Annotated in this window: 17 protein-coding genes; 9 read left to right on the top strand and 8 right to left on the bottom strand. The window is 50.5% G+C overall.

Going from position 1 to position 13,365, the window contains the following annotated elements; all coding sequences use genetic code 11:
• Positions 1–115 precede the first annotated feature (115 nt).
• The gene (locus tag E6Q52_RS01570; protein ID WP_292817689.1) at positions 116–589 is read left to right on the top strand and encodes a DUF4124 domain-containing protein; all 474 of its coding nucleotides are present in this window, start codon (positions 116–118) and stop codon (positions 587–589) included.
• A gap of 33 nt (positions 590–622) precedes the next feature.
• Here E6Q52_RS01570 and E6Q52_RS01565 read toward each other — a convergent pair whose 3' ends face one another.
• On the bottom strand, positions 623–925 hold the full coding sequence (locus E6Q52_RS01565; protein WP_292817687.1) for an RnfH family protein: 303 nt from the start codon (positions 923–925) through the stop codon (positions 623–625).
• A 5-nt stretch (positions 926–930) separates the two neighbouring features.
• The gene (locus E6Q52_RS01560) at positions 931–1,365 is read right to left on the bottom strand and encodes a type II toxin-antitoxin system RatA family toxin (protein WP_292817685.1); all 435 of its coding nucleotides are present in this window, start codon (positions 1,363–1,365) and stop codon (positions 931–933) included.
• Positions 1,366–1,448: 83 nt separating this feature from the next.
• Between E6Q52_RS01560 and smpB the strand changes: the two genes are divergently transcribed.
• The 3 genes from smpB to E6Q52_RS01545 all read left to right on the top strand — a co-directional run bounded on the left by smpB (position 1,449) and on the right by E6Q52_RS01545 (position 2,759).
• The gene (smpB, locus tag E6Q52_RS01555) at positions 1,449–1,904 is read left to right on the top strand and encodes an SsrA-binding protein SmpB (protein ID WP_292817683.1); all 456 of its coding nucleotides are present in this window, start codon (positions 1,449–1,451) and stop codon (positions 1,902–1,904) included.
• A 236-nt stretch (positions 1,905–2,140) separates the two neighbouring features.
• Positions 2,141–2,359, top strand: coding sequence for a hypothetical protein (locus E6Q52_RS01550; protein WP_292817681.1), 219 nt, complete (start codon positions 2,141–2,143; stop codon positions 2,357–2,359).
• Between the two features lie 199 nt (positions 2,360–2,558).
• Positions 2,559–2,759 (top strand): hypothetical protein, encoded by a 201-nt coding sequence (locus tag E6Q52_RS01545; RefSeq protein WP_292817679.1) that lies wholly within the window; start codon positions 2,559–2,561, stop codon positions 2,757–2,759.
• Positions 2,760–2,817: 58 nt separating this feature from the next.
• Here the strand turns inward: E6Q52_RS01545 and E6Q52_RS01540 are convergent, their stop codons facing one another.
• A complete protein-coding gene (locus E6Q52_RS01540) occupies positions 2,818–3,681 on the bottom strand; it encodes an NAD(P)H-hydrate dehydratase (RefSeq protein ID WP_292817677.1) in 864 nt (287 codons plus the stop codon).
• A 132-nt stretch (positions 3,682–3,813) separates the two neighbouring features.
• Here E6Q52_RS01540 and E6Q52_RS01535 point away from each other — a divergent pair, with 132 nt between their 5' ends.
• The 4 genes from E6Q52_RS01535 to ftsB all read left to right on the top strand — a co-directional run bounded on the left by E6Q52_RS01535 (position 3,814) and on the right by ftsB (position 8,156).
• Positions 3,814–5,448, top strand: coding sequence for a CTP synthase (locus E6Q52_RS01535; RefSeq protein ID WP_292817675.1), 1,635 nt, complete (start codon positions 3,814–3,816; stop codon positions 5,446–5,448).
• A 9-nt stretch (positions 5,449–5,457) separates the two neighbouring features.
• Positions 5,458–6,297, top strand: coding sequence for a 3-deoxy-8-phosphooctulonate synthase (gene kdsA, locus E6Q52_RS01530; RefSeq protein WP_292817673.1), 840 nt, complete (start codon positions 5,458–5,460; stop codon positions 6,295–6,297).
• Between the two features lie 129 nt (positions 6,298–6,426).
• Entirely contained in the window at positions 6,427–7,713 is a 1,287-nt protein-coding gene (gene eno / locus E6Q52_RS01525) for a phosphopyruvate hydratase (RefSeq protein WP_292817671.1), read from the top strand.
• A gap of 32 nt (positions 7,714–7,745) precedes the next feature.
• Positions 7,746–8,156, top strand: a complete 411-nt coding sequence (gene ftsB / locus E6Q52_RS01520) for a cell division protein FtsB (RefSeq protein ID WP_292817669.1) — start codon at positions 7,746–7,748, stop codon at positions 8,154–8,156.
• Positions 8,157–8,208: 52 nt separating this feature from the next.
• Here ftsB and E6Q52_RS01515 read toward each other — a convergent pair whose 3' ends face one another.
• Positions 8,209–9,213: a folate-binding protein gene (locus tag E6Q52_RS01515; protein ID WP_292817667.1), complete on the bottom strand. Its 1,005-nt coding sequence runs from the start codon at positions 9,211–9,213 to the stop codon at positions 8,209–8,211.
• A 56-nt stretch (positions 9,214–9,269) separates the two neighbouring features.
• Between E6Q52_RS01515 and E6Q52_RS01510 the strand changes: the two genes are divergently transcribed.
• Positions 9,270–9,770 (top strand): hypothetical protein, encoded by a 501-nt coding sequence (locus E6Q52_RS01510; RefSeq protein ID WP_292817665.1) that lies wholly within the window; start codon positions 9,270–9,272, stop codon positions 9,768–9,770.
• 9 nt (positions 9,771–9,779) lie between these two features.
• Here the strand turns inward: E6Q52_RS01510 and E6Q52_RS01505 are convergent, their stop codons facing one another.
• From E6Q52_RS01505 to E6Q52_RS01490, 4 genes are read right to left on the bottom strand one after another with little or no spacing between them, the layout of a single operon-like run.
• Complete coding sequence (locus E6Q52_RS01505; RefSeq protein WP_292817662.1) at positions 9,780–10,811, bottom strand: vWA domain-containing protein; 1,032 nt, start codon at positions 10,809–10,811, stop codon at positions 9,780–9,782.
• A 52-nt stretch (positions 10,812–10,863) separates the two neighbouring features.
• Complete coding sequence (locus E6Q52_RS01500) at positions 10,864–11,403, bottom strand: hypothetical protein (protein WP_292817661.1); 540 nt, start codon at positions 11,401–11,403, stop codon at positions 10,864–10,866.
• Entirely contained in the window at positions 11,388–12,374 is a 987-nt protein-coding gene (locus E6Q52_RS01495) for a vWA domain-containing protein (protein WP_292817659.1), read from the bottom strand. Before E6Q52_RS01495 ends, E6Q52_RS01500 begins: the two co-directional genes overlap by 16 nt.
• Positions 12,374–13,354: a hypothetical protein gene (locus E6Q52_RS01490; RefSeq protein ID WP_292817657.1), complete on the bottom strand. Its 981-nt coding sequence runs from the start codon at positions 13,352–13,354 to the stop codon at positions 12,374–12,376. Before E6Q52_RS01490 ends, E6Q52_RS01495 begins: the two co-directional genes overlap by 1 nt.
• Between the last annotated feature and the right edge of the window lie 11 nt (positions 13,355–13,365).

Here is a 13,365-nt window from a genome sequence, read left to right as displayed (position 1 = left end):
TTATACCGATTTCGTTTTGCCTTGACAAAGCGTTTTGCATTTTTTACTAGGATGATGACAGTGTTTGGCATGGTTTGTGCATGGATGTTTTTGAATTAACAGCAGGGCGTGCGTGATGAAGATGATGTGGAAACTGATTTTGGCGGGATGCTTGCTATGCAGCTTGCAAGCAGAGGCTGAAATCTATAAGTGGCGCGATGAAAAAGGCGTGATGAATTATTCTGATGTGCCGCCACAATCAGGCCCTGCTGGCACGCAAAAAATCAAGGCAGCCACCGTGCCTAATGATGTGCCACTGACGCGCTCAGACGCCTACCACCAAGAGGAGTCAGCGTCGGCGAATAAAAAACCGCCAGAAAGTCGAGAGTCTGCGCCGTCGGCAGAGGCCGAAGCTTTAAAGGCGATGCAAGAGCGTTTAAAGGGGCAAAACTGTGCTGCCGCTCGGTCTAATTATCGCAACTATGCCGTTGGCGGACGCATGCAGAGTGTCAATGAAAACGGCCAGAAAGAGTACTTGAGCGACGATCAGATTAAAGAAGGCTTGGCCAGGGCGCAGCAAGAGATTGACGAAAATTGTCCAGTTGAGTAACCAAAATCGTTTGCTGCTCCCAAAAGTTGGTTTTTACTTCCCATTTTTGGCAGCTGCGCGCTGTCTGCGCGCTTCTTTAGGATTGGCGAGCAATGGCCGGTAAATTTCTACGCGGTCCATGGCTTTTAATAGCGTTGTTGGAGCTATTTTTTTGCCGAAAATGCCCAGCACCAGCGGCTGCTGCAAAATCTCCGGGTGTTGCTGGGTTATGCCAGATTGGCTGACAGCCTCCATCGCCGTGGTACCAGCGCTGACAGTCAATGCAATAACGCTTTGCTTTTTTGGTAGGGCGTAGGCAACTTCTACCGTCATCATCTCGGCTGGTGTATTCGGCATCCGTGCTATTTCAACAGCAGCTTGTCCGCCTGTTTGACAAAGCTATCCACAAACGTATTGGCAATATGGCTAAACACCGGCGAAATCATGCGCTCGACCAGGCTGTTGGCAAACACATACTCCAGTTTAAATTCAATTTTGCAGGCGTCTTCACGCAGGGCAATAAAATGCCAGTGGCCGCTCAACTGCTTAAACGGCCCATCAATCAGCGTGATATCCATACGGTTGGGCGCTTGCTTATGATTGCGTGTGGTGAAATGCTGCTGGATGCCATGGTAGCGAATATGAATGGTCGCCTGCGTGATGTCTGGTGTGCGCTCAATCAGCTCGCTGCCACCGCACCAAGGCAAAAAGGTGGGATAGTCTTCCACCCGGTCTACCAGATCAAACATGGCAGCACACGAGTGCATGACTAAAACGTTTTTTTCTACTTGTGCCATTAGGTTAAACCATCATGCCGGAACAGAATTGGGTTTTGAGTTAAAATGCTATTTTAAGTGATTTAAGTCTGCACACCAGCGTTATGAGCATCGCGCAAAACAAAAAAGCGTTTTTTGACTACTTTATCGAAGAAAAATATGAAGCTGGCCTAGTGTTAGAGGGCTGGGAAGTCAAAGCAGTTCGCGATAACCGCACCAACCTCAAAGAGGCTTATGTGGTGGTGATGCGCGGTGAACTGTACCTGATTGGTTGTCATATCACGCCGCTGGGCGCTGCTTCCACGCATATCCGCCCGGATGCTATCCGTACACGTAAACTGCTGCTGCATCGCGAAGAAATCGACAAGCTCATCGGCAAAGTCGAGCGCGCAGGCTATACCATCGTGCCACTGGATATGCATTTTACGCGTGGCCGTATCAAAATCCAGATTGGTCTTGCCAAAGGTAAAAAACAACACGACAAGCGCGACACCGAAAAAGAGCGCGACTGGAAACGTGAGCAAAATCAATTGCTCAAAAACAAGCAGCGTAGTCGCTAAGCGCAAGCGCTCAGTCAAGCGTACGCTTTTTCTTACGCCCCATGATCATGGGGCGTTATTCTTTATGATGATATGACTTCATTCGCAGCATCAAAAACATCTCGTTTACATAAATTGTTAATTTGTATTGTTTATGTTAATATTAGTTTATTGGTGAGTGGGGTCTGGGAAGGGAAAATTTGCTTGGGTTGACCACTTATCAACGTTTTTTGATTTCAAAAAAAAGGAACTTTGACATGCGCGAATTAACACTTTCTGAACTGGACGCTATTTCTGGCGGCTATTCCATTATTCCTGAATTTCCAACCTCTTTAGGCTTGCTTGGTGGCGTTGCGACCATTTTGACGGCTGCTGGTTACATCATCGGTGTGGCAGGTGTGAATCTCGCCCTGGGTTTGAACGAGGCCTTGGGGATCGGCACGCCACGTGCCACTTATCCAATTCTGGATATCTGAGATCTAGCGATCTGCATTTAATCACCAAGCGGTATTAAGTGCTTTTTTTTAACCATAAATGTTAATTTTTATTAATATAAGTGGTTTTAATGTAATTAAATTGTGTTAATCTAATTTGGTTGGTGTTGATTTGAGTGGAGGAGATTCACTGGTTAACAACCCAACTATTTTGATTAACAATTTAAAAAAAGGAAAAGTTATGCGTGAATTAACAATGACTGAAGTTGAAGTGGTTTCTGGTGGTTATTCCATTATTCCTGAGTTCCCAACATCATTGGGTCTGGTTGGCGGTATGGCTACACTTTTGACTGGTGCTGGTTACATCATTGCTGTGGCTGGGACTAACCTGGCACTTGGCTTGAACGAAGCGTTGGGTATTGCAACACCACGTCCGTTCTAACATAGGCTTTAAAAAGCAGGGCGCCATTGCACACGATGCGATGGCGCTTTTTTTATGGCTATTTGTCTGGCGGTTTCGCACAAATGTGCTGGCACTGGCGGATAGCCGCAGGGAGTAAGCCTGGTAAGTCTTCTGCGATTAAACCAGGCCCAAACAGTGTTGCGGCCTCGGCATGCAACCAGGCTGCGGCTGCACTGGCTTCAAAAGCTGGCATGCCTTGCGCCAATAGGCCGGTGATCATGCCTGCCAGTACATCACCACTGCCAGCGGTGGCTAGGGTGGGTGGGGCGTTATTGTTGACAGCTTGTCGGCCATCGGGCGAAGCGATCACGGTTTGCGCGCCTTTAAGCAGTACCACGGCCCCGGTTTGGCTGGCGGCCGTTTGTGTTTGCGTGATACGCAGGCTGAGTTCATGGGCAGGCGTGACGCCAAACAGCCGCGAAAATTCACCATCGTGTGGTGTGAGTACACATGGCGCGGCGATGGATGGTGTCAGTCTGTCTGCACGGCCCGCAAAGCTGGTCAGTGCATCTGCATCTATGACCACTGGCTTGCCGAAGCCTAACATTTGCAAGGTTGTTTCAGCTGTCTCTTCAGTGACGCCTGCGCCCGGCCCGATCAGATAAGCACTCACTTTGTTGTCGTTTATCAGCGCTGCGTGCTGCGCTGGGGTGGTGTAAGGCTTGGCCATAATACTTAATAGCTGGCTGGCATAAATGGGGAAAGCAATCTCTGGCACGGCGATCGCTGTCAGGCCTGCGCCTATGCGTGCCGCGGCCAGTGCAGCCAATCTGGCCGCACCGGTGATCGGGTAGCCACCTTGAATCAGCGCGTATCCGCGGCGGTATTTGTGGCTAGTGGCATCCGGCTGTGGCAGCAAGTGTTGCCATAAGCCAGGGTGGTTGATTATTTCGCTTTGCATGCGTTGGATTGTAAGCCTGTATAAAGAAAATGACGAGCCAGCGGTCGATTTTATCGTTTGCGTTCATTGTCGGCGAAGGGGCTTTACGGTAAAATGTTCTCCCGTCTGTAACAATCTCTAAGTACCTTATCCATGACCAAATATGTATTCGTAACCGGCGGTGTTGTTTCTTCTCTTGGAAAAGGTATCGCAGCCGCCAGTCTTGGCGCGATTCTCGAGTCCCGTGGCATTAAAGTCACCATGTTGAAACTCGACCCTTATATCAACGTCGACCCTGGCACCATGTCGCCTTTTCAGCACGGCGAAGTGTTTGTGACTGACGATGGCGCCGAAACCGACTTGGACCTTGGCCATTACGAGCGCTTTATTAGCAGCAAAATGTCCAAGCGCAACAACTTCACCACTGGCCAGATTTACGAAACCGTGATCAAAAAAGAGCGTCGTGGTGAATACCTGGGTAAAACCGTGCAGGTGATTCCGCACATTACCGATGAAATCAAGGCGCACGTCAAACGCGGCGCCGAAGGTGCAGATGTCGCGATTGTCGAAGTCGGTGGCACCGTCGGCGATATTGAATCGTTGCCATTTTTGGAAGCCATCCGCCAGATGGGCTTTGAAGAAGGCCGCAACAATGCCTGTTATGTGCATTTGACCTTGTTGCCCTGGATACCGACCGCAGGTGAGTTGAAAACCAAGCCGACGCAGCACTCGGTAAAAGAGTTGCGCGAGATTGGTATTCAGCCAGACATCTTGTTGTGTCGAGCCGAGCGTGAAATCCCTGAAGACGAAAAACGCAAAATTGCCTTGTTCACCAATGTGCCTTTTGAGGCCGTGATTAGCGCAATTGATAGCGATTCTATTTACAAAATCCCTGGCTTGTTGCATGAGCAAATGATGGACGAAATCGTCTGTCATAAATTGAATATTCTTGCCAAAGCGGCTGATTTGTCCGCCTGGCAAAAAATTACGCACGCGCAGGCCAATCCAAAAGAAATCGTCGATATTGCCTTTGTCGGTAAATATGTAGACCTGACCGAGTCTTACAAGTCGCTGACTGAAGCCCTGATTCATGCCGGTATCCATACTGAATCCAAAGTTAAAATCCACTATATCGACAGTGAAGATATTGAAAAAAACGGCACCAATGACCTCAACGGCATGGATGCGATTTTGATTCCAGGTGGTTTTGGCGTGCGCGGGACTGAGGGCAAGATTGCGGCCATTCGCTATGCACGCGAAAGCAGAGTGCCTTATTTGGGTATCTGCCTGGGCATGCAACTGGCGGTGATTGAATATGCACGCAATGTGGCTGGGCTAAAAGATGCGAACAGTACTGAGTTCAATCCGAAAACGGAGCACAAACTGATCGGCCTGATTGACGAGTGGCAAGATGCCTCTGGCAAGATCGAGAAGCGTGACGAGCATTCTGACCTCGGCGGCACCATGCGTTTAGGCGCACAGAGCTGTCCTATCGTGCCCAACACGCTGGCCGCCAGCATTTATGGCGCAGAGGTCAATGAGCGTCACCGTCACCGTTATGAGGTTAACAACCATTACGTAGACCAGCTGAAAGCGGCTGGATTGGTGATTTCTGCGCGAACACCACGCGAAGAGTTGTGCGAAATGATTGAACTGCCGCAAACAGAACACCCATGGTTTGTGGCCTGCCAGTTCCACCCAGAATTTACCTCTAACCCTCGTAGCGGTCACCCATTGTTTAAGGCCTACGTGCAAGCGGCCTTGGCGCAAAAAGCGTCTAAAAAGTAAGGAACACTGATGAAATTATGTGGTTTTGACGTTGGCCTCGAGCATCCGCTGTTTTTGATCGCGGGTCCTTGCGTGATCGAATCCAAACAGATGGCGATTGATACTGCTGGCCAGTTAAAAGAAATGGCCGCGCGTATTGGCGTGCCGTTTATTTATAAATCGTCTTACGATAAAGCCAACCGTAGCTCGACCAAAACCTTTAGAGGGTTTGGCTTGGACGAAGGCTTGAGAATTCTGGATGAAGTACGTGCCCAGATTGGCGTGCCAATTTTGACCGACGTGCATACTGAAGAACAGGTACCACATGTGGCAGCGGTGGTCGATGTATTGCAAACGCCAGCCTTCCTGTGTCGCCAGACCGACTTTATCGTCGCCTGTGCTCAGTCCGGCAAACCGGTCAATATCAAAAAAGGCCAGTTTTTGGCCCCGGGCGATATGAAACAAGTGGTGAATAAGGCTAAAGAGGCTAACGGCGGTATCGACAACATTATGGTGTGCGAGCGCGGCGCTTCTTTCGGCTATAACACTCTGGTGTCTGATATGCGTGGCCTGGCTATCATGCGTGAAACCCATTGCCCGGTGGTATTTGATGCGACCCATTCGGTACAACAACCAGGCGGGCAGGGCGACAAGAGCGGTGGTCAGCGTGAGTTTGTGCCTGTGCTGGCGCGCGCAGCGGTGGCCAGCGGCATTGCTGGTGTGTTTATGGAAACGCATCCAGACCCAAGCAAAGCCTTGTCAGATGGCCCCAACGCCTGGCCATTAGGCAAAATGGAAGATTTGCTGCATCTGCTGGTTGATCTCGATAAACTGGTGAAAAAGGCTGGTTTCGCAGAGCAAACGTTGTAAAAACTAAATACTTTCCACCGCCGATACACGCAGATGAACGCTGATCATACAAAAAACATAGTTATCTGTGTTTATCCGCGTTAATCGGTGGCTAAAAACGTTTTTGAATTTGATTTTAAAGGAAAATAAATGAGCGCTATTGTAGATATTATCGCCCGCGAAATTATGGATTCACGTGGCAATCCGACGGTTGAAGTCGATGTCTTGCTGGAAAGTGGTGTCATTGGCCGTGCTGCCGTGCCGTCAGGTGCATCTACCGGCGCTAAAGAGGCTGTAGAACTGCGTGATGGCGACAAAAGCCGTTACCTGGGTAAAGGCGTGTTGAACGCGATTGAAAACGTCAACACAGAAATTACCGAAGCCATTATCGGCCTAGATGCGGAAGAGCAAAGCTTTATCGACAAAACCCTGATCGAGCTGGATGGCACTGATAACAAAGACCGTCTGGGTGCGAATGCCATTTTGGGCGTCTCTATGGCCTGTGCGCGTGCGGCGGCTGAAGAAAGCGGTTTGCCTTTGTATCGCTACCTGGGTGGTTCTGCTTTCATGCAATTGCCAACGCCGATGATGAATATCATCAATGGTGGTGCGCACGCTGATAACTCCGTGGATATTCAAGAGTTTATGATTGTGCCAGCTGGTTTGCCTACTTTCCGGGAGGCCTTGCGCGCGGGTGCTGAGGTATTCCATGCCTTGAAGAAAACCTTGCATGCCAAAGGCTTGGCAACGACAGTGGGTGATGAAGGTGGTTTCGCACCCAATTTGCCATCTAACGAATCTGCCTTGCAATTGATCATGGAGTCTATTGAAGCGGCAGGTTACGAGCCAGGCAAAGACATTTACCTGGGCCTGGATTGCGCCAGTACCGAATTCTTTAAAGATGGTAAATATCACCTCGAGTCAGAAGGCGCAGCACTGACTTCTGCCGAATTCTGTGATTACTTGGCTACCTTGGCTGGCAAATATCCTATCATCACCATTGAAGACGGCATGGACGAATTTGACTGGGCTGGTTGGGATCTGCTGACACAGCGCTTGGGTAAAAATACGCAGTTGGTCGGTGATGATTTGTTCGTGACCAACCCGAAAATCTTGCGTGAAGGCATCCAGAAGGGCGTCGCCAACTCTGTGCTGATCAAAGTGAACCAGATTGGTACTTTGACCGAGACGTTCCAGACTATTGAGATGGCTAAACGCGCCAACTACACGGCCGTGGTGTCACACCGCTCTGGCGAAACTGAAGATACGACGATTGCCGATATTTCTGTTGCGACTAACGCCCTGCAGATCAAAACCGGTTCTTTGTGCCGTTCAGAGCGCGTAGCCAAGTACAACCAGTTGCTGCGTATTGAAGAAGAGTTGGGCGACGCGACCAGCTATGCTGGCTTGTCCGCGTTCTACCAGTTGTTCAAATAAACTGGTTTCAATCAGGTCACTGATAGGTCAACGTGCGTAAACTGACGGTCGTATTGGTGGTCCTGATTGCCTTGCTGCAATATCCATTGTGGCTGGGCAAAGGCAGTTGGTTACGTGTGTGGCAATATTCTCAGCAGATTGAAACGCATGAAAAGCGTAACGAGTATTATCGCCAGCGCAATGATACTTTGCGTGCCGAAGTACGTGACCTCAAACAAGGTCAGTCTGCGATTGAAGAGCGGGCACGAAGTGAGCTCGGGTTGGTCAAGCAGGATGAGGTGTTTTTTCAGGTGATTCAGAATAAACAGCCTGCCAGCAACAAGCCGACGTCACCGTTGGATGCCAAGCCGGTAGACTCAAAACTATCGAGTACGGATGCGGCGACGACGCAGGCTAAACCTTCGAGCCCCGTGGATGCTGTCAGTCCACCTGCAGCACCATAAACAGTTTGAATAAAAAAGGCGCTTAAAGCGCCTTTTTTATTGCTCAAACGTCTTAGGGCAGAGAATAAGGTAATTCTTTAAAATCTAGTGCCTGGCCCTGCCAGCTGATTGCACCTGCTTCTTTAGCCTCTAAGCGGCATTCCGCCAGGACCCACCAGCCATTGTCGGCAGCAGGTGCGACGCGCACCAATTGCCCGGCCTCTTGCTGCTGGCCGTCATGCAAGCTGTCGCCCGCTTGTGGCATCTGTGTGCCTGCACTTAAATGGGCGAGCATGGTTCTGCGTTTGACCTTGCCCAGATAATGCGTGCGTGCCACGATCTCTTGGCCGGTATAACAGCCTTTTTTGAAGTTGATGCCATTGAGTGCATCCAGGTTCACCATTTGCGGTACAAACTGCTCTTTGGTGGCGGCATACACTTGCGGAATCCCTGCCTGAATCTCTAATGCCTCCCACTGCGCGCTGCTGGTGGGGGTGAAGGTGGCTGACAACGATTGCCAGCTCGTGGTGGCTTGTTCGCGAGAGACGATGCATAAGGCACGTTGTTGTGCGCCTGCGTCTGCCAGGCGTATCAGCGTGCCATTTTCCGTTTGTGCTTGTTGATAGGGCGCGGCGGGGAATGCTGTGATCGTGGCTGCCAGTGTGTCACTGGCCAGGCCTAGCGCTACCATCTGCTCACTGGCGTCTTCTACCAGCACTTTGCTGCGCAGCACATACATACGCAAGCGTTTGACCAGGTCAGGGATCAAGTCACGCGGGCATTGCAGGTAAATGACATCATCGATCATGACGGTGAAAAATAAGGCTAGCATGCGCCCTTTAGGCGTGCAGTAACCATTAAATTGCGCGCCTTGGGCAAGCAGTTTAATATCGTTAGTGACTTGCCCTTGCAAAAAGGTCTGGCTGTCAGCACCGCTGATGGCAATCAGTCCGCTACTGGAGAGGTCAAATAATTGGGCATTGGCTGTGGCGGCGGGGAATGAAGCTTCGCCTGCCGCATTGAATTGCGCGCCTTGCGAGGTTAAATAAGCTTGCCAGGAGTTTGCTGGGCTGGACATAAATGGAGTTCCTTCTTGGGCAGGGCATGCTTGCATGGGCCGCCCGCACAATTGCGATGAAAAAAGCTATTCTATCAAGTGAAATTGGTCTGCGCCTCCGACCCTCACTCTTTTTATGGGGTTGGTGGTGTTTATTTTCAATGCTGGTGGTGTTTAGCCTACTGTATTGTTTGCCACCAACCTGGGCGGCACTGGGGTTATTAATCTATTTATTGGCTTGCCTTTGGCAGTGGATGCAGTTGCCCGCCACACGTTGGCCATGGAGTGTGCAGTCTCTGAGGGTGGATGTGTTCGGGCAGATGACCCTGACCAACACGTGTGGAGAGCTTTGGTCTTTTAAACTGCAGCCAGATAGCGTGGTGCATCCTGCTTGCCTGGTATTGCATGTCACGGAGGTGGTTCAGCTACAAGAGGCGGGTGCTTTGCATGTGCAAGACAGTCTGCATTTTTTAACACACTGGCTGCAGCCCAAGCGGCTGCTGATTTTGCCTGATCAAGCAGACGCGCAAGTGTTAAAGTCATTGCGCGTCTGGCTAAAGTGGGGTCTGCGGGAGTAACCGTGTTTGCTATTGAAAATGGTTGTCATGCGCCACGGATTCCGCGCGTACCGAGAATCTGGCGCGAATCTCATTGCGGTAAATCTTGAGGTTTTGTCTGATCTGGCGCCAGGGGTGACGGCTGGCATAAGTGCCCAACACACACAATCCTGCCAATGTGGCAAATAACCAATGCAGCGGCAGCGGGGCAATATCGCGGCGGGCAGGTTTTTGTTCTTTCATGGCTTGCAGCACGTTGTAAGTGCTATCGCCTTTAATGTAGGTTGCGCCTATCTCTTTGGTCAGACTTTGTAAGTATTCTGTTGAAAGTTTGGAGATAAAGCGGTCATTGTCACCATAGGCAATGTTGTCATCGCGCACGCCCAAAGTGCTTTCCGAAATCTGTGCAATGCCTGGTTGCATGGCAAAACTCTCGTTAGACCAGTAACCAATCACCTGATTTTCCGGGCTGAGCTTGGGAATCGCCACACCTTCTTCTGAGCCTATGCCGACAAACAGCCATTCATCGCCGCCTTGAAATTCTTCGAGGTTTTTGGTGTTAAACGCGTGCAGTTTTGGTGCTTCTTCACCATCGGTAAAATACAGCACTTGTGCCGGTTCTGGCATGGCACGTACCACTTTGGCAGTGACAAACAGGCTTTCTCGCACGCGGCTATTACCAGACCAGGCCATACGCCAGTCCAGATGCGCGATGGTGTCTTGGATCGCGGCAAAGTTGCTGCAGACTTCAATCGGTGCATACATGGCGGCTACCGAGTTACCGGCAAACATGCCGATACTGACCTTGGTGCCGCAGGGCAGTGAGGCGACCACCTCATGCATCATGTTTTGCATGTAAGCCATGCGCGAGACTTTTTTACCGTTGAGTATCATGTCTTCGGCATTCATACTTTGCGAAATATCAGCCACCAAAAAATAGGCGTAGATATTGTGCTTGAACGGGATGCTTGGCCGCAAAATAGCCCCCAGCAAGAACAACAGCGCCAGCGCTAGCAGGGCCGTATCACGGTGCTTTATAAAGTGTCTTAGCCAGATCTTCATGGGATGCCAGTCAATAATATTCAGTCAAATGGTTTGCGTGTAATGCGTTGTTTTACGGCAAACCGTTAGGGATGTTGCCCATGATTAACCCTGGGTTGTCTGACTCACCCACGCCCGGCGTCGGTTTTTCTGGCAGCAGGCCCAGCACACGGTCAAAATTACGGCGTGTGCCCCAGTTGCTGTTATCTGCTTTGAGCGCGGTTTTGTAAGAAGTCGCCGCTTGTGACAGCAGATATTCCAGCTCGTCACGGGTGCTGTTGTCGTTGCCACCGGTTAGTTGGATCGCACGCAGGAAAAACATATTACCGACGTTGTGCAAAATCGCTGCACGTTGGCTGGCTGATGCCTGGTCGATCAATTTGGTAAACAGCAGGGTGGATTCTTTGTAACGCTCATTTTTGCCTAGCCAATAGGCTACGGCATATTTCGCTTCAAAGCTTTGCTGGTCAGTTTGCGGACTTTTGGCGGCGGCAATCGCGGCATTAAACGCCTCTACTTGCTGGATGCGTTGCCAGCTATAAGCCATCGTGGCGACAGAGGCGATTGCTACGACTATCAGGCCGGTCACCAGTTTATTTACGCTGAGCGCCATGTGTGTATCTCCAAATATTTAACAGCCAGCAAGAAGGCAATCATGACGAATGCAATCCAGTAACACACGTTGGTGTAATCGTGGCCAGGAATCTTTTCCAGATATTGAATTGGTTTTTTTTCGCGGCTATTAATGTCCGCGATCGCTGCTTCAAGTGATTTGGGGTCAGCGGCTTCATAAGCGCTAAATGGCGTGCGCAAGGTTTGAAAAAACTGATAGAGCAACACCTCGCTGGGCATCGGGCCGGTATAGCTGCTTTCAGCATATTTCGGGTCAAAAATCGTGACCCCGCCTGGCTGGCGCAACACAATCCAATACAGGCCGATATTGTAACGTTGTAGCCAATCGCGCAGTTTTTGCTGCACCATGTCACTGACACGTCCGGCGCCATCCGAAATCAGGATAATTACGCGTGAGCCTGAGTCTGGCATATCTTTAAACAACTCAACGGCACTGGTCAGGCCGCCGCCAATATTGGTTTGAAACAAAGAGTTACCCGCGGTGGCCTGGATGGCGGACAGCATGGCTTCTTTGTTTTCGGTCAATGGCAGGACATACATGGCAGAGTTACTAAACGTAATCAGGCCCATCATGTCGTTGCTACGATGCTCGACAAAGCTGGTCATGATGCGCGCTGCTGCTACTGATTTGGTTTCGCCAACATGACCATCTTTATCGCCTGCAAACGGGTCATCCATACTGGCACTGCGATCTAACACCAGACCGATTTGCGCGCCGACGCCGGTACGCTCGATTTGCTGCTCCAGGCTATGTGGGCCGGCCAGACCAAGAATAATAAACACGATACTGACCACCGCCAGCACCTTGAGCAGAAAGCCAATGGTGCTCGACAGCGGGTCAGGCGGCAACAAGCCTATCCACGAATAATGCCTGCTGTGGGCGCGCTCAAGTAATAGCGGTAATAGCGCCAACGGCAGCGCCCATAGCAGCCAGGGGTGTGTGAATGCCATTATGCGTGTACCTCTGGGCGTAAGCCGCGTTCGCAATCACGCATCTGGCGGCAGAATTTTTTCAGCCATTGTTTAGGCGGCATGCCGAGGTCCAGCGGCGTGTGGCTATCAAAAAATATCTGGCGCGATAGTGCAAAAAAACGTTCGATCTCAGGTTTGGCGACCGAAAAAGCGGGTTTTGTCTGCAAGAAATGCTCAACACCATTACCAAAAACGCTCTGGCCGGCGACCTGATGCAAGGCCGCATGCACGGTCGAAATGGCCTGTTGCAAGCCTTGTTCGTCTTCCGGCAACTTGTTGATCTTACGATAGGCCTTGGCAAAGGCACCGCCCATATAAGGCAGCCAGGTACGCGCACCTAAAATATATAACAACGCCAATAAGCTGGCGGCTAACACGCCTGCTGCGATTTTTAGCGCCAGCCATTCTTTGTCCGCATGTAATTTAAGTGGTGCGACAAACGGGCTCAATTCGTTTTTGAGGTTGACTTCACCATAGACTGAAAGCGGCGAGGTGCGGAAGTTAAACGATGGCATGCGGAATTGTTTGACGTCTTTGCTGCCCTGCTGGCGCAGTTTAACAATTTCGCCTCTTAATATCGCCGGTTTAGCCACGCGTCCAATTTTAAACACCTGGTATTCCAGACGGATGGTATACACGGACTGCTTGCTTTCACGCTGTTCTTCGATGTCAATCCCAGTTAACTCAATGCCGGAGACCTGGCCGCGGTATCTGTGCTCATACCCGACAATCGGCAAAGACTCTTTAATCAGGATATAAGGCTGCTTGACGGTAAGTATCATGGTGCGTTGCAGTTTGTCGCCCACCACATAGCCCGCATCACGGCTAGGGTTGATTTCTTTGACGCTGACAAATCGACTGTCTACCGAGGGTAAAACGACATCGGCCGAACTGCTGATGGCCGTAACGAGTAATGTCGCTGCGAAGAGTAACGATAATAAATGGTTGCGCGCTTTCATCGGTCGCTTTC

Origin of the sequence: Methylophilus sp. (assembly GCF_008015755.1) — a bacterium.
Taxonomy (GTDB): domain Bacteria; phylum Pseudomonadota; class Gammaproteobacteria; order Burkholderiales; family Methylophilaceae; genus Methylophilus.
Note: the sequence above shows the minus strand (reverse complement) of the source record. Positions and strands in the feature narration are given on the sequence as shown.

Bases quoted from the DNA above. Each gene is read 5' to 3' on its own strand.
- E6Q52_RS01545 (WP_292817679.1), top strand. From the start codon at position 2,559: ATGCGTGAATTAACAATGACTGAAGTTGAAGTGGTTTCTGGTGGTTAT.
- E6Q52_RS01570 (WP_292817689.1), top strand. From the start codon at position 116: ATGAAGATGATGTGGAAACTGATTTTGGCGGGATGCTTGCTATGCAGC.
- E6Q52_RS01505 (WP_292817662.1), bottom strand. From the start codon at position 10,811: ATGAAGATCTGGCTAAGACACTTTATAAAGCACCGTGATACGGCCCTG.
- E6Q52_RS01495 (WP_292817659.1), bottom strand. From the start codon at position 12,374: ATGGCATTCACACACCCCTGGCTGCTATGGGCGCTGCCGTTGGCGCTA.
- E6Q52_RS01535 (WP_292817675.1), top strand. From the start codon at position 3,814: ATGACCAAATATGTATTCGTAACCGGCGGTGTTGTTTCTTCTCTTGGA.
- eno (WP_292817671.1), top strand. From the start codon at position 6,427: ATGAGCGCTATTGTAGATATTATCGCCCGCGAAATTATGGATTCACGT.
- E6Q52_RS01540 (WP_292817677.1), bottom strand. From the start codon at position 3,681: ATGCAAAGCGAAATAATCAACCACCCTGGCTTATGGCAACACTTGCTG.
- E6Q52_RS01490 (WP_292817657.1), bottom strand. From the start codon at position 13,354: ATGAAAGCGCGCAACCATTTATTATCGTTACTCTTCGCAGCGACATTA.
- E6Q52_RS01560 (WP_292817685.1), bottom strand. From the start codon at position 1,365: ATGGCACAAGTAGAAAAAAACGTTTTAGTCATGCACTCGTGTGCTGCC.
- E6Q52_RS01510 (WP_292817665.1), top strand. From the start codon at position 9,270: ATGAAAAAAGCTATTCTATCAAGTGAAATTGGTCTGCGCCTCCGACCC.
- E6Q52_RS01565 (WP_292817687.1), bottom strand. From the start codon at position 925: ATGCCGAATACACCAGCCGAGATGATGACGGTAGAAGTTGCCTACGCC.
- smpB (WP_292817683.1), top strand. From the start codon at position 1,449: ATGAGCATCGCGCAAAACAAAAAAGCGTTTTTTGACTACTTTATCGAA.
- E6Q52_RS01500 (WP_292817661.1), bottom strand. From the start codon at position 11,403: ATGGCGCTCAGCGTAAATAAACTGGTGACCGGCCTGATAGTCGTAGCA.
- E6Q52_RS01550 (WP_292817681.1), top strand. From the start codon at position 2,141: ATGCGCGAATTAACACTTTCTGAACTGGACGCTATTTCTGGCGGCTAT.
- E6Q52_RS01515 (WP_292817667.1), bottom strand. From the start codon at position 9,213: ATGTCCAGCCCAGCAAACTCCTGGCAAGCTTATTTAACCTCGCAAGGC.
- kdsA (WP_292817673.1), top strand. From the start codon at position 5,458: ATGAAATTATGTGGTTTTGACGTTGGCCTCGAGCATCCGCTGTTTTTG.